Annotated in this window: 11 protein-coding genes and 3 pseudogenes; 5 read left to right on the forward strand and 9 right to left on the reverse strand. The window is 49.3% G+C overall.

What is annotated here, in order from left to right; genetic code table 11:
- Positions 1 to 50: 50 nt before the first annotated feature.
- Positions 51 to 625 (forward strand): annotated as a pseudogene (locus CRO87_RS22860) (replication endonuclease); the annotation flags it as partial.
- Positions 626 to 763: 138 nt separating this feature from the next.
- On the opposite strand, the gene CRO87_RS05405 reads toward CRO87_RS22860, so the two are convergent.
- Together CRO87_RS05405 and CRO87_RS05410 are read right to left on the reverse strand one after the other, a co-directional pair.
- Positions 764 to 2647, reverse strand: a complete 1884-nt coding sequence (locus CRO87_RS05405) for an NACHT domain-containing NTPase (RefSeq protein ID WP_097161902.1) — start codon at positions 2645 to 2647, stop codon at positions 764 to 766.
- 367 nt (positions 2648 to 3014) lie between these two features.
- A pseudogene (locus tag CRO87_RS05410) lies at positions 3015 to 3371 on the reverse strand (Presumed portal vertex protein); the annotation flags it as partial.
- 54 nt (positions 3372 to 3425) lie between these two features.
- On the opposite strand from CRO87_RS05410, the gene CRO87_RS22865 reads away from it, so the two are divergent.
- Together CRO87_RS22865 and CRO87_RS05415 are read left to right on the forward strand one after the other, a co-directional pair.
- Positions 3426 to 3515, forward strand: a complete 90-nt coding sequence (locus tag CRO87_RS22865) for a hypothetical protein (protein ID WP_255252488.1) — start codon at positions 3426 to 3428, stop codon at positions 3513 to 3515.
- Positions 3516 to 3650: 135 nt separating this feature from the next.
- A pseudogene (locus CRO87_RS05415) lies at positions 3651 to 3889 on the forward strand (phage virion morphogenesis protein); the annotation flags it as partial.
- Between the two features lie 282 nt (positions 3890 to 4171).
- On the opposite strand, the gene CRO87_RS05420 reads toward CRO87_RS05415, so the two are convergent.
- Positions 4172 to 4981, reverse strand: a complete 810-nt coding sequence (locus tag CRO87_RS05420) for a hypothetical protein (protein WP_097161903.1) — start codon at positions 4979 to 4981, stop codon at positions 4172 to 4174.
- Between the two features lie 106 nt (positions 4982 to 5087).
- Between CRO87_RS05420 and CRO87_RS05425 the strand changes: the two genes are divergently transcribed.
- Together CRO87_RS05425 and CRO87_RS05430 are read left to right on the forward strand one after the other, a co-directional pair.
- A complete protein-coding gene (locus CRO87_RS05425; protein WP_097161904.1) occupies positions 5088 to 6107 on the forward strand; it encodes a phage baseplate assembly protein V in 1020 nt (339 codons plus the stop codon).
- Between the two features lie 81 nt (positions 6108 to 6188).
- The gene (locus CRO87_RS05430; protein ID WP_097161905.1) at positions 6189 to 6410 is read left to right on the forward strand and encodes a DNA-binding transcriptional regulator; all 222 of its coding nucleotides are present in this window, start codon (positions 6189 to 6191) and stop codon (positions 6408 to 6410) included.
- Positions 6411 to 6911: 501 nt separating this feature from the next.
- On the opposite strand, the gene CRO87_RS22485 is transcribed toward CRO87_RS05430, so the two are convergent.
- From CRO87_RS22485 to CRO87_RS05450, 6 genes are all read right to left on the reverse strand, one after another.
- The gene (locus tag CRO87_RS22485; RefSeq protein WP_141398669.1) at positions 6912 to 7148 is read right to left on the reverse strand and encodes a hypothetical protein; all 237 of its coding nucleotides are present in this window, start codon (positions 7146 to 7148) and stop codon (positions 6912 to 6914) included.
- 391 nt (positions 7149 to 7539) lie between these two features.
- The gene (locus tag CRO87_RS22490) at positions 7540 to 8460 is read right to left on the reverse strand and encodes a hypothetical protein (protein WP_141398670.1); all 921 of its coding nucleotides are present in this window, start codon (positions 8458 to 8460) and stop codon (positions 7540 to 7542) included.
- A 492-nt stretch (positions 8461 to 8952) separates the two neighbouring features.
- On the reverse strand, positions 8953 to 10317 hold the full coding sequence (yegQ, locus tag CRO87_RS05435) for a tRNA 5-hydroxyuridine modification protein YegQ (protein WP_097161906.1): 1365 nt from the start codon (positions 10315 to 10317) through the stop codon (positions 8953 to 8955).
- A 230-nt stretch (positions 10318 to 10547) separates the two neighbouring features.
- Complete coding sequence (gene baeR, locus CRO87_RS05440; RefSeq protein ID WP_097161907.1) at positions 10548 to 11270, reverse strand: two-component system response regulator BaeR; 723 nt, start codon at positions 11268 to 11270, stop codon at positions 10548 to 10550.
- The gene (baeS, locus tag CRO87_RS05445) at positions 11267 to 12706 is read right to left on the reverse strand and encodes a two-component system sensor histidine kinase BaeS (RefSeq protein ID WP_097161908.1); all 1440 of its coding nucleotides are present in this window, start codon (positions 12704 to 12706) and stop codon (positions 11267 to 11269) included. Before baeS ends, baeR begins: the two co-directional genes overlap by 4 nt.
- A complete protein-coding gene (locus tag CRO87_RS05450; RefSeq protein ID WP_097161909.1) occupies positions 12703 to 14118 on the reverse strand; it encodes an MFS transporter in 1416 nt (471 codons plus the stop codon). The genes baeS and CRO87_RS05450 overlap by 4 nt, the downstream gene beginning before the upstream one ends.
- Positions 14119 to 14120: the final 2 nt, after the last annotated feature.

The following is a 14120-nucleotide window of genomic DNA, read 5'->3' on the forward strand; positions in this document are numbered from 1 at the left end:
GGGATGTGCCTGGGGAATAGGCTGAAATGGGTGGGACTGATGACAGAGGAAACCAACGAAATGGCCATGAGGAAGATATCATTCGCGTCGTTGGTTTTTATGCCCCTCACATGGGGGCAAGCCACATCCACATCACCCGGTCTGCCGACTGGCGCATTGTTCCAAAGGTTTTAGCCGTTGAGCCTTTGACTTTAAAAAGCGGCCTCGCCGTGCCTCGGAGTCCTGTCAATAAGTGTGGAAAGCTCACCGGCGGTAACGTTCAGGTCATGACCCCTACACCGTCTGAGCATGCCGCAGCGGTGCTAAATCTCGTTGATGGCGGGTTATCGCATGGGATGACCCCGAAGTCGTGACGGCGCTCAGAGGCGCATTAAAACACTACGTACCGCGACCAAATCGCCAGCAAAGAAGCGGCGAGCCATTAATGCCGCATCAGATAGCGCCATCAGGGCGAATGACGAAAGCCTAACGGGCGCAGATTCCGCGCATCCGCTTCGAGCTGGCGCAGCAGGGTATAACGCTGCAGCGCTGGGAGCTTCAGGCGCTGGCGCGGGGCGCGACCGTCAGTTTTGACGGGCAGCAATTTAATTATTCTATTACGGGTAAACGGAAGATGGTGGAGTGATATTTTGGTGTTTTCTTGGCTATATCAGCGAAGAGTTCGTTTAGTTGGAAATGTAAATTTTAGGATAGGGTTTATTTAAAAAATGGGAGCTAAATGGCCATCATTGCTGGAGGGGTAAGTTCCAGCAATGGGAAGCTGTTATTTAAATTTGATGTTATCAATCATACTGTTTAGGATTGTTGTACTCTCTATTTTGTCATGGTAGTTTTCTTTTATATATTTGTTTATGAAAATTTCACTATTAGAGTACGATTCATATGGTTCGTCGAATAATTCATCATAGTTATTGATTATGCTTCTTGCGGAAGACAGTTCTATAAATAAATTTTCGCTAACCTCTGGGGTTGTATCTTTAACTTTAGGGTGCTCAGGTGGGAGCGGTTTTATATCACCATTGCAAACGTGTTCTGCTATGATGTCACCTCGTTCTAACATGAACTCATTCCCAGCAAACTCTAGAGATTGCCTCACTCCGTCCGATATCAAATAACTGTAAATACATTCCACATGCTCGATTTGCATCCACGGGCCTGTATGCTCCGTTGTTAATGATGAGCATCTTTTATCCGCTGCATTGATTTCAAGAACCCATTCTCCGATATGGTTAATATAATCTTTTTTTTCTAGCTTGGTTATCAATTCGTTTTCTAAGCAATCAGCAGCTTGAAATTTTTTAAGTATATAAAGCTTAACAAAATCAAAGCCATCTAAATAACTAAGCATCATCATCAGGCTTGTGCTTAATTGATGTTGGTGCATGTTTTTGAAGTTGTTATATATATTTGCTTTGGCGGAGTCATCCATTGTTGAGATACATTTAGCAGCGAAGTATTCTTGTATTGATTTATGAATGTACACATAGTTGTCGTAACCATCTTTAACAAGTATATTGGTGCCATCAATTATATCATCGGCAATGCCTTCTGGTGATTTGTCAATTTTCATTGCAGATGCTGATTTTGCAAACAGATCGTTAATTTCAGATCTGGAGAAATCCCCTTTTGAATTCATCAGGGAAAAGAAGCTAAATAATGAAAAACATCTTTCAAGAATTCTGTCTGATAAATTTGATTTTTTTGTTCGAGTAAGATTTTTTATAAGATCGTGTCTGTGTAATAGTGCTGAAAACAAACCATCGTAGTAATCGCTAATAGAGTTTGGATCTTCTCTTAATGCTGTGGATGTAATAATGAAAATATCTAATAATATAGGTGTTCTAATGCTTTGCATTAGGAATGCCTTGGTTATTAATAGCTTTATTATAAAATCATATGCATCCTTGTCTGTTACGGTTTTCCTCAAGATTGAATCAATATCTTTTTTTCTTAGAAAATCCACGTTATAAGTATCAAATCCGGCAGTTCGAGTAATTTCAGTTTCTGGTCGAGTGGTAACTATTATAGGACATCCGTACTTTTCATAGGCGGAATTTATAGTTTCAAGAGCTAAGGTACGTTGGGTGAACGGTATTTCATCAAATCCATCAAAATAAAATGATATTTTCTGGCTGTTGCATAAATATATCACGTCCTCTAAGTCGCATTTTATTCCATTTGCTTGAAGGTGGTTCAATAACAACTCTTCGCATGTTAGATTTTCATAGTCTTTTATTTGTCGAAGACTTATGAAAAAAGGAAGTGTTTCTTGTTCAACTAGCTCTTCAAGAAACAACTTCCTCATTACCGTCGTTTTACCCTGACCCGCGATTCCAATAATGCATATAGGGCTGTGATTCGGTAATCTAGTGCCATCTTTTACTTCAATAGTTGATTTGTAAGCTGAGTGATTTAGTTTTAATGGGTAGTAGACTTCATCGAGATAAACGTTTTTGTCACCATGTGTTAGTGTCCTGAATACGAATACTCGATTGACTGCATTTTTTGTGTATTTGTCTAATATTTTATCATTTTTTAATGCTCGCAATATTTTATTTCCATTGCGCTTTAATGTGCCGGTGCCAGCATCTAGTAACTTTGTTGCGATAATTTTTACGGTGGTGGTAATAAGTGCTTCACTAAGCATGAAATGACCCTTTTTAAAAATAGAATCTATCTAGACACTCTAATGTGGGACTCATGTTTGAATTTGCATTTTTTTGCATGCGCTTCATCATTTTTAACTAACATTCATATGCTATGTATCTCCTGGCTTTGATGTCAAGTTGCAAGTGCATTAAAACCGACCCATAAAGCGGGCAGGCGTGGCGGGGAAAGCATTACGCGCCGGGCGTGGTGCTAATTATTATTTATTGGCGTCTGAGCGCCTCGCTGTGAGGCTGTGGCGTGTGCGGTTGATTCGTTGGGGGTCGTGCGGTGATGTCGACGTGAGGTGCTGCTGAGGAGCTTCTGGTGCGGGGCAGTAAAAAGCCGCCTTTCGGCGGCGTGGGGTGCTAATCGTTTTCAGGATCCAGCGTGTATTTTTCGAAGCGGACAATCTCCTCGCCCGCCCACTCGTTCAGTTCAATGCATCGCGACTGTAAGGGCCGCAGCTCGTTACGCACAAAGACCTTTGCCACTTTCTCAACGTCGCCCACTGAGCCGACATTCTCAGGCTTGCCGCCCATCAGCTGGAACGGAATGCGGTGCGCATCGAGCAGGTCACTGGCGCTGACTTTCTTAATGTTAAAGAAATCATCTTTCGTCGCGACCTCGCTCAGCGGCACGATTTTAATACCGTCTGTTTTTCCGTTCGGCGCGTAGAAAAACAGGTTCATAAAGTTCCTTAGCCCCTTTGAGTCTCGCATCGCCTTAGACCCCTCGTACTGATTCAGGCATGGCTGCGGGTCAATCAGGCCGACATCATGACCACCGACGAGGGGCGCAAGCGTGGCTTTACCTATGAGGCCGATATTAACAACGACGACAGGACGACAGCATTGACCTCAGCCTGATGCTGAGCGAATGTACCCTCGTCAAAGAAGTCGGTACCGAGCAGCATATCGAGCACGCACCCGAGCCACAGCCACCGGAGCCAGTGGCGCGCACGATGCAGCTCTATGTACACAGTGAGCTTGTGAGTGAATGGAATATATGAGTTTAAGCCCTTAGATGACCAGCTGACCGGGTGATGCCGCGCTTGCTCCAGCCGGGCGACGACAGATGGCCGCGGAGGTGGCGAGGACGCGGCGAACGTCACAGCAGCGCCTTATCAAAACGCAGACCGCGCTGGACGGCACTCCGTATGCCGCCTGTAAGCGCCAAAAAGGGCTGGGTAAAACGGGAAATGTTCGCGAAGCTGCGCACTAACCGCTTTATGAAGGCCACCGCCATCATCTAACGGAGAAAATCCAGCGCCACCGAGTGATGCCCCTACGCGTGAAGAAATGAATCCTAATACAGAACCTCCGCCATCAACCCAAGAAATGGCGGATTGAAAATATCAGCGCTCAGGCTACCACCAGGAATAATGCGACAATCGGGCATTAACTAGGGGTGTCCGAGAATGTTCAACGGGCTAGACGAGGCGTAACGGTCAGTCGGTGCAATATGTGGAGCGACCATCATTTTCCGACTGACTGGAGTAAGAGATGGTCGCGGATGTTTTTTGTTAATTTCTAATTTTATTTTTAAACGCATCTTTGTATTTTTTTATTTTGTTATGCTTACATTCTGCTTTTTTGAATTCATAGAAGGTATTGTTTATTTCTCTATACGCTAAGTAGGAGTAGGCAATCAAACATGCCATGAAAAGAAAAAATAACGATGTGAAGATTGTTATTGCAAGGTTGTTGTTGTTTTTTTCAATGGCGAGTGATAACTCTTTTTTTAGATAGGGATCGTCAGTAATTAGATATTTGCATGCGGTTTTAATTATTGAAGAACTCCTTTCGGAAATGATTTTGCAATCTGACCTGTTAAAAGATTTGTTTTTTTTGATGTCTCGGACATAAATCTCTGATATGAACGCACTGCCACTACCATCACTTATTAGTGCAGAGTTATGCCGCAGCTTTGATACATCTTTCGCAATATAACAAGCGCTAAACATACAGTAAGTAAAGATAAACCCCATGAGAAATAACTCAAATTTGCCATGTTTTGTTTTACCTATGATTGGGCAAAAAAGCATCAGCCATACTTTTTGAGGTCTTAATTTATTGCGCGAAATAGCAAGTGCTACAAGTTCAGCGTCCTCAATAGTGCTGACATTGATACCATGATATAGCCTTAGTAGCTGGAGATCTGAAAGCTGAAGATCCATTTCTCTTATTTTTCTATTGTTAAATCCAATTTGTAATGGTTTTGCGATGAGTCTGAATAAAAATCCAATTCCTCCTGACATAATCAATTGAAGAGCAATTAATAACCATAAAATCTTATAAAGATGTTCAATCCCATCACCTAAATAACTAAACATTCATGTTCCTTTTATAATGCATTAACTCTCTGTATGTATGTTGTGTAGCACAAAATAAAACGGCTGTAAATTGCTACGTTTATCTACTGACGGCATCCTTTGCTGCATGAAAACACAACACACTCTTCAGGACATTCTGCCCCTGCTACGAAACATGATCCGCACAGGCGTCATTACCGAAACTGACCTCGATGCAGGGCGCTGTCGCGTGCAGACCGGTGGCATCGTTACCGACTGGCTTCAGTGGCTGACTGCCCGCGCCGGGCGCTCGCGCGCATGGTGGGCTCCCTCCGTTGGGGAGCAGGTGCTCATTATCGCCATTGGCGGTGAGCTCGATACCGCCTTTGTGCTGCCTGCCATTTTCTCTGATGACTACCCGGCTCCTTCGGCGTCTGCCGACGCGTTTCACATCGCCTTTCCTGATGGCGCGGTCATTGAGTACGAGCCTGAAGGTGGGGCGCTGCGCGTTTCCGGTATTACCACCGCAGACGTCACCGCAAAAAAGTCCATCACCGCCACGGGACCGGTCGTACTGATTAAAGCCGACATCCCACAAATCACCATTGAGCGCAGCAGCGGCGACCGGCATCAGTTCGCGATTGCTGACCGTGGCGCGTATACCGGCGTGACGGCGAAATGGCTGCATACCAAAGACCCGAAGCCCGAGAAGCAGGCGCAGAAGGTGAGGCTCAAGCGCAAGCCAAAAGAGAAACACCTCCGTGCGCTCCAGCATCCAAACTCTAAACCCGTTGGCCAGGCGACAAAGGCCAAAAAGCAGAAAGAGCAGGAAGCCCGCGAGGGTGAATATATGGCAGGGGAGGCTGACAACGTTTTCGCCCTGACCACGATTTACGCATCAAAGGCGCAGGCCATTCGTGCGGCTCAGGCGAAGTGGGATAAATTGCAACGTGGCGTCGCTGAGTTTTCAATCAGCCTGGCTACCGGGCGCGAGGATATTTACCCTGAAATGCCGGTGAAGGTGTCAGGCTTTAAGCGCGTCATAGACGAGCAGCCGTGGTTAATCAGTAAGGTGACGCACAGTGTCAATAATAATGGCTTCACGACGGGCGTAGAGCTTGAGGTGAGGCTTTCGGATGTGGAGTATGAAGCGGAAACGGATGAGTGATGAATTAAGTGTATCTATTTGTTTTATATTAGTTTAATGAGTAAAATGCAGACATTGAATCAATAAGGTGAGGTGTCAGAAATGTTCCATTGTCCGTTATGCCATACAGCCGTCCATGCCCGTACAAGTCGCTACTTTACTGACACGACAAAAGAGCGTTACCACCAGTGCACCAATATCAATTGCAGCTGCACGTTCGTCACGACCGAGACGGTCGAGCGCTACATTGTTAAGCCTGGCGAAGTAACACCGGCGCTACCTCACCCGACATCGACAGGGCAGCAGCAAATAGCCTGGATGTGAAAGAAAGACCTCGAAATTGAGAGGTCTTTCTTTTTGTTCTCATATTGTTATGGTGATAATTTGACCTGGAGGAAGTGTCAGCAAAGTGCCGGAAGCTGGCGTTTGAGAGACATCAGGTATAATCTCCTGTACGCAATCATTCATAACTTAGATGGTTTTTAGGTATCAGTTTATATTTAGCCCAACAGAGTTAATAGAGCAGGGGTCAGTTTGGATATGGAGAATTATTGTACGGAAAGGCTGTTTTTCGAACAGACTTACCTGTCGCGATAGGGCGTACTCCCACGCTATAACCCGCTTGGCTGGTATGTCGGAGTAATGAGATAACCTAGATGCGACACTATGAATGCAAAAAATGAAAAGTGATAGCCGATGACGACAAATCAATCAGTTACCTTTCAGAGATGGTTAATTTCTTCTCTAAACGTACATTAATTTCCGTTTCCCAAACTTACCCCAATATGATGACCTGGCAATCGCTCGTGCAAAATAATAATATTTCTAATTCCCAAATAAATTTCGAAAATTATCCGATTCGGTTGCATACCCAGAGCAATCCACTTGCAAAAAACATTGTAACTGTCCGACTCTTATTCCGTCAAAATTTAGAACTTCTCCAGCATCATTGAACTTCAGAATAACACCATCTACGTTTATTTCTCCATCTAATGGGTTGCCCGGTAACCCTTCTTTCACCTGAAGCAACGCTACATTTGGATGATTACTATCAAGCATCATGTTTACCTGAGAACTATATCCGTGCGGAGGATTGGAAGATTTATTTCTATATTGTATGGTATAACATTTTCCTGTGCGAACGTTACCAATATTAATGCCAGGGAGAATCCCTATTGTTGAGCGCGTATTAGAAAACTTAAAATACTTATCAACATAGTACCTCTCAGCTTCCCTGCCATACTTAAATACTACGCTTGCTCTGGGGTATCCCGTATACTCACGCCCATTTATCACACCAGCAAGATAATTAGTCCAAGAAACAGTGCTATCAAATGCAGGACACGCGCTAATGCCAGATGAAGTAGAAGAACATGAGCTCCAATTATACTGGTTGCAACCTGGCGGATAAACCTTCTCAGCATACGATCCAACCGAAAATAAACAACAAAAACTAAGAGCACACAGAGTAATTGTCGAGACACATGATGAAGTTGCCGCCATTGTTATTACCCCCATCTGATGATTTTTTTATGCCCGATGCGCTACTGCCACTTCCTGCCCCGCCAGAATCAACACCAGCATGGTTTCCAGGGAAGTGACTTCCTTCCCCAGCCCTGTTAGCAGGATTATTCAAATCACCTCCTCCACCAGCAGCCCCTGCAACTCCTGGAGGGGGATGAGTCGTATGCTCTTCACCATTAGGAAAATAGACTTTTGTCTCAGCTACAGCTTTTTCTCGTTCTGACTTCATACGTTGTAACTCTCCTTTTGCATAATCTAAGGCTGATGTCTCGCTATTGTTTTTATTCAGCATATCAACTAATGCACCGGGAGTGGTGAAATCAATATAAGTACCGCGTTCTTTCAAATTCAAACCAATTGCATGAGCAATTGTCATTTGCATTCCTACACAATTGTCTTTCCAAAGGGTATACTTAGTCTGATTGCTAATGATATATCTTACCAACGACAGTTGTTTATCTGTAACGTATGCAAAAAAAGTTTTATTTGTTTGCAAGTCATTATAGGTGAACTTCACTTCACCTCTAGATGAATAAATGTCATTAATAACATCCTTATAACCCTTTACATCATCAGGGTAAAACCCTGCTACTCCTGTATAAAGTCTAGTTCCATCAATAGCTTCTATGCCAGTATATATCATTACATGGCCGGTCAATGATGAACCACCTTCAACTAACTTACCAGGATCACGTGATTTTATTTCTATAAATGGTTTTCCACTTTCTCCGTTGTATTTAAGTACACTCATATTAGTTGTGATTGCATCATCGCTAAGAGGGGGGGAGGATGCATGTCCGGAGGAGGGAGATATAATCATTACCATTAGCAAAAGCAGTGTAGTTCTCATGTTTTATCACTTGGATGAGGGTACTATGAGTACATTATAATAGGGATTGTTTTATTCTCCTGATTTTTTACCTTTATTGGCTTGTTCCCAGTTGATTGACACACGGCATTGCTAGCAAGATTCATGGTGACTCAACTACGGACTTCTGCTCTTCGCTCTCAGCAGACGCTCAAATCATGACAAATGTGAGCAGCAAGGCCAATTGATCCATAACATAATGAAAAATAAAAAAGCCCCGCAAATGCTGGGCTTCTCGTAGCGATGTGGTCACTGTGTGGACGTAACCTGAAATAAATCCTTTTATTTCAATATGCTATAGGTAAAAAATAAGCCCGCGTAAGGGAGATTACGCAGGCTAAGGAGGTGGTTCCTGGTACAGCTAGCATTTATGGGTTATGTTTTTCAGCGCCTTGGATAATACCCTCATCAAGCGGAGCGGTATGTGATCAAATTCTAAGAATTTTCCCAGCGCGAAAAAATAACCCTGCTTAATCACTTAGCGTGAGGATTGACGGTGGTTTGTTGACCGACGAAGTTACGCATCAGCAGCGCGTAATCGAGGCCAATCTCCTCCGGCACCGGGATCCATACCGTGTGACCATCGCCTGGCGCGACATCCGTCGGCTGGCCTTTGCTGTTTTCCATGTGTTCCAGCACGAAGTTCACGTTGCCCTGGGGGGTCATTAACTCCAGGCTGTCGCCTTTGAGGAACTTGTTTTTCACCGCTACGGCCGCGAGATTGCCTTTGCGCTCGCCGGTGAAGTCACCGACAAACTGCTGGCGCTCGGAAACGGAATAGCCATGTTCGTAGTTCTGGTAGCTGTCGTGGGTGTGACGACGCAGGAAGCCTTCCGTGTAGCCGCGGTGCGCCAGCCCTTCGAGGGTTTCCAGCAGCGTGGTATCGAACGGTTTACCGGCGGCGGCATCGTCAATGGCCTTGCGGTACACCTGTGCGGTACGGGCGCAGTAGTAGTAGGATTTCGTGCGGCCTTCAATTTTCAGCGAATGCACGCCCATTTGCGTCAGGCGCTCCACGTGCGCGATGGCGCGCAAGTCTTTGGAGTTCATGATGTAGGTGCCGTGTTCGTCTTCGAAGGCGGTCATGTATTCGCCCGGACGTTTGGCTTCTTCAATCATAAAGACGCTGTCGGTCGGCTGGCCTTCGCCAAGCGTTGGCTCAACGTTCTGCACCGGAATCGGCTCATGCTTGTGCACGATGTTGCCGATATCGTCCTCTTTGCCTTCCTGGACGTTATATTCCCAGCGGCAGGCGTTGGTGCAGGTGCCCTGGTTCGGGTCGCGCTTGTTGATGTAGCCGGAAAGCAGGCAGCGGCCGGAGTAGGCCATGCACAGTGCGCCGTGAACGAAAATTTCAATTTCCATGTCCGGCACCTGGGTGCGGATTTCTTCGATTTCTTCCAGCGACAGCTCGCGGGAGAGGATCACGCGGGTCAGGCCCATCTGTTTCCAGAACTTCACCGTTGCCCAGTTGACGGCGTTCGCCTGTACGGAGAGGTGAACATCCATCTGCGGGAAGTGCTCACGCACCAGCATAATCAGGCCCGGATCGGACATAATCAGCGCATCCGGCCCCATTTCCACTACCGGCTGCAGGTCGCGAATAAACGTTTTCAGCTTGGCGTTATGCGGCGCAATGTTTACCACGACGTAGAATTTTTTACCGAGCTCATGGGCTTCGTTAATGCCCTGCTGCAAATTCTCGTGGTTGAATTCGTTATTGCGCACGCGCAGAGAGTAACGCGGCTGGCCCGCGTAAACAGCATCGGCACCATAGGCGAAAGCGTAACGCATATTTTGCAGCGTTCCCGCCGGGGAAAGGAGTTCCGGTTTAAACATGATTTTCTCGTTCTGATGACAGGTCAGACTCGCTCACTGGGTGGAGCGGGCGGGGAGGTTCCCCTACATTAAGGGCGGGAATTGTAGCGCTATGGGGAAGTGGAGTAAACCCTGGTGGTTTTTACCCTCTCCCTAACCCTCTCCCTGGAAGAGAGAGGGAACCGATCGAGCATAAAGTGAGTCGATTTTCACCCTCGCCCCTTTGGGGAGAGAGTCGGGGCGAGAGGAAATTAAGCCAGACGGCAGGAATCCGCCTCCCAGCGATATCCCACGCCGTAAACCGCGCGAATAAACGACTGCTCGGCATCTTGCGCCTCGAGCTTGCGGCGCAGGTTTTTGATGTGGCTGTCGATGGTGCGGTCTGTCACGACACGGTAATCGTCATACAGATGATTGAGCAGCTGTTCACGCGAAAACACTTTGCCCGGCTCCTGGGAGAGCGTTTTCAGCAGGCGAAATTCTGCGGGGGTTAAGTCCAGCAGTTTGTTGCGCCAGGAGGCCTGGAAGCGGCTTTCATCGACAATCAGCGGACTTTCGGCATCCAGTGCCTGAAGATCCCGATGCGGGCGGCAGCGACGCAGAATTGTTTTCACGCGCGCCACCACTTCACGCGGGCTGTAGGGCTTGCAGATGTAATCGTCTGCGCCAATCTCCAGCCCGAGCAGGCGGTCAATCTCTTCGATTTTGGCGGTGACCATGACGATCGGCACTTCCGAGAAGCGGCGGATTTCACGGCACAGCGTCAGACCGTCGGTGCCTGGCAGCATCAAATCGAGCAGGATCAGGTCCGGAGGCGTCTGATGAACATAGCTCAGTACCTTGTCGCCGTGGTTAATCAGCGTCGGCGCGTAGTTGGCGGCCAGCAGGTAATCTATCAACAGCTGACCCAGTTTTGGCTCGTCCTCAACAATCAGGATGCGCGGGGTTTTATCATTAATGGGTAATTCGGTCATACGGCTCCTGGTAAGTCGCGGTCCAGAGGTAAATCTACTTTAATGCTAACCCCGCCAAAAGGCGAATGCAGGGCGCGCAGCTGTCCGCCGTGGGCGGCAACGATGTTTACGCAGATGGCGAGGCCCAGTCCCGATCCGCCGCTGGCGCGGTTACGCGAGCCTTCGGTGCGATAGAAGCGCTCGCAGAGCATTTGCAGCTGTTCATCGGTCACGCCCGGCGCGCTGTCGGCGAAGGTGAGCGTAAGGTTATGACCGGTTTTCTCGGCAGAAATTTGCAGCTGTCCACCGGAGTCGGTGTAACGCAGGCTGTTTTCCAGCAGGTTGTTAAACAGCTGCATCAGCCGGTCCCGGTCGCCAAAGACCATCGCGCGCTCTGGCAGCTTTAGGCTGATATTCAGGCCGCGGCTGGCGAAACGCTCGCGGAACGCACCTGCCGCCATTTCCAGCAGGGAAATAATGTCGAGTGAAGCCTTCTGGTAGGCCAGCGCGCCTTCGTCAGACATGGAAAGCTGATGCAGATCGTCCACCAGTTTGGTCAGTGTGCCCACCTCAGCCTGCAACGATGCAACGGATTCCGGCGTGAATTTCCGCACGCCGTCCTGAATGGCTTCCAGCTCGCCGCGCAGCACCGCCAGCGGGGTGCGCAGCTCATGAGAAATGTCGGCCATAAAGTCACGGCGCATCTGCTGGTTACGCTCGAGCGTGCTCGCCAACTGGTTAAAGTCCTGCGCCAGACGGCCCAACTCATCGGCCCCCGTAGCCGTCACCCGAGTGGAAAAATCCCCGGCGGCAAGTCGGTGAGTGCCTTCCACCAAGCGTTTGACTGGCGCCAGAAGGCCGCGGGCGAGCGGGAAGGTGGCGAGTGCGGTCAGTAACGTTGCCAGGGCAACAATCAGCCAGCTGGTGCGCCGCTGCTGGCGGTCGAAATTGATGTCGGTGTTGCGGGTCAGCCTTTCCACAGGGGAGGCGATAACCGCACCCACTTCAATGCCGTTTACAAGGATGCCCCGACGCGTGCCGTCCTTCGGCACCGGCGAGCGTGGGCCTACCAGCACTTTGGCATTCTGATCGACAACCCAGAACTGCGTGCGCCAGCCGTGGGGGGGCATTTCAGGCGGACCGCGACGATCGTCCGGGCCAGGTCCCGGGCCGCGTCTATCATCGGGGCCGTCATGCTCAAACGAGCGCAGGATCTGAAACACAAAGCGGTCGTTGCCGCGCAGGAAGCGCCAGTTGTTATTGTGTGTGGCGTACTGTTCCGCCAGCGCATCGCTTAACAGCTGCAAACGCTGCTCGTTGCCGCGCTTGATGTAGTCGATAAAACCGTGCTCAAAGCTCAGGCGCACCGCCCAGTGCATGCTGATCAGCAGCACGATACAGGTGGTGAGAATGGCGAGAAATAACTTCGCGGTAATGCCGGGGCGCCAGATTTTCACGGCTCGCTCCTTTTGCGTCGGGCAATAATGACGTTTTTGCTGATGTCGTCAGGCACGCGGGCGAAAATTAACGCCGGAAGCGCGATAATCGCCGCCATGCTGAGGTAGGTGTATAAAAAGACCTGATGGGAAACCGCGCTGTCGACGCTGATATGGTGCTGGCCGTACATGCCAAGTAGCAGGCCTGCCACCGTCACGCCGATACTCATCGACAGCTGCATCACCATCGACAGCATGCTGTTGCCGCTGCTGGCGAGGTCGTCCGGAAGATCCTTCAGCGTCAGGGTATTCATTGAGGAGAAGCGGCTGGAGTTGATCATTCCTTGCAGGAACAGCACCAGCGGCAGCAGCCAGTACCAGCCCATCAGCGCCACTGCCATAAACAATAGGCTGACGGCTGCAAGCCCGAGCGTGGCGCAAATCAGCACCCGGCGATAGCCAAAGTGATTCACCACCTGCACTACGATACGCTTCATCCCCATGCTGCCGAGCACCATCGGGACCATCATCAGCCCGGCGTGGAAGGGCGAAAAGCCGAGGCCAATTTGCAGGAAAACCGGCGTCATAAACGGCAACATGCCGCTGCCGATGCGCCCGGCGAAGCTGCCCGCCAGGCCCAGCGAGAAGGTGTGGGTTTTGAACAGATTCAGGCTGAACAGCGCATTCTCATTGCTGCGGGCGTGCCACAGATACCACAGCAGCGCCAGCACGCCCGTTGTGACCAGCCCGGCAAGCATCAGCGGCGAGATCCCAAGCCCTTTCTGGCCATCAAGCGCCAGGGTTAGCGTCGCCATACCCAGCGCCAGTAGCACGAAACCGGAGATATCAAAGCGTCGGGTTTGCAGGGTGTAGTTCGGCATCAGCCACAGGGTGGCGATGGCCCCGACGATACCGACCGGAATGTTAATCAGGAAGATCCAGTGCCAGGAAGCGTACTCCACCAAAATACCGCCGAGTGCAGGGCCAACCAGCGGCCCCACCTGGCCCGGGATCGTGACGAACGTCATCGCTGCCATATATTGCTCGCGCGGCACGATTTTCATCACTGTTAATCTGCCCACGGGCACCATCATTGCGCCGCCCACGCCCTGAACCACGCGGGCCATAATCAGTTCGTTAAGCGTGTTTGCCCCGGCGCAGAACACCGAACCGACGGTGAACAGCACGATGGCGGTGAAAAAGATGTTGCGCACGCCGACCCTGTCCGCCAGCCAGCCGCTGGCGGGCAGCATTACGGCCACCGTCAGCACGTAGGCGACCACCACCATATGCATGTGCAGCGGGCTCTCCCCGAGGCTTTTCGCCATTGAGGGCAGGGCAGTGTTGACGATGGTGGTGTCGAGCGCCTGCATAAAGAAGCCAAACGCCACAATCCACAGTTGCCAGCGCACGCTGGCGGGCAGATCTTCCATAG

Origin of the sequence: Enterobacter sp. CC120223-11, assembly GCF_900215375.1 — a bacterium.
Taxonomy (GTDB): Bacteria; Pseudomonadota; Gammaproteobacteria; order Enterobacterales; family Enterobacteriaceae; genus Scandinavium.

Coding starts and splice junctions, on each gene's coding strand:
- CRO87_RS05405 (WP_097161902.1), bottom strand. CDS start 2,647: ATGCTTAGTGAAGCACTTATTACCACCACCGTAAAAATTATCGCAACA.
- CRO87_RS22865 (WP_255252488.1), top strand. CDS start 3,426: ATGACCACCGACGAGGGGCGCAAGCGTGGCTTTACCTATGAGGCCGAT.
- CRO87_RS05420 (WP_097161903.1), bottom strand. CDS start 4,981: ATGTTTAGTTATTTAGGTGATGGGATTGAACATCTTTATAAGATTTTA.
- CRO87_RS05425 (WP_097161904.1), top strand. CDS start 5,088: ATGAAAACACAACACACTCTTCAGGACATTCTGCCCCTGCTACGAAAC.
- CRO87_RS05430 (WP_097161905.1), top strand. CDS start 6,189: ATGTTCCATTGTCCGTTATGCCATACAGCCGTCCATGCCCGTACAAGT.
- CRO87_RS22485 (WP_141398669.1), bottom strand. CDS start 7,148: ATGATGCTTGATAGTAATCATCCAAATGTAGCGTTGCTTCAGGTGAAA.
- CRO87_RS22490 (WP_141398670.1), bottom strand. CDS start 8,460: ATGAGAACTACACTGCTTTTGCTAATGGTAATGATTATATCTCCCTCC.
- yegQ (WP_097161906.1), bottom strand. CDS start 10,317: ATGTTTAAACCGGAACTCCTTTCCCCGGCGGGAACGCTGCAAAATATG.
- baeR (WP_097161907.1), bottom strand. CDS start 11,270: ATGACCGAATTACCCATTAATGATAAAACCCCGCGCATCCTGATTGTT.
- CRO87_RS05450 (WP_097161909.1), bottom strand. CDS start 14,118: ATGGAAGATCTGCCCGCCAGCGTGCGCTGGCAACTGTGGATTGTGGCG.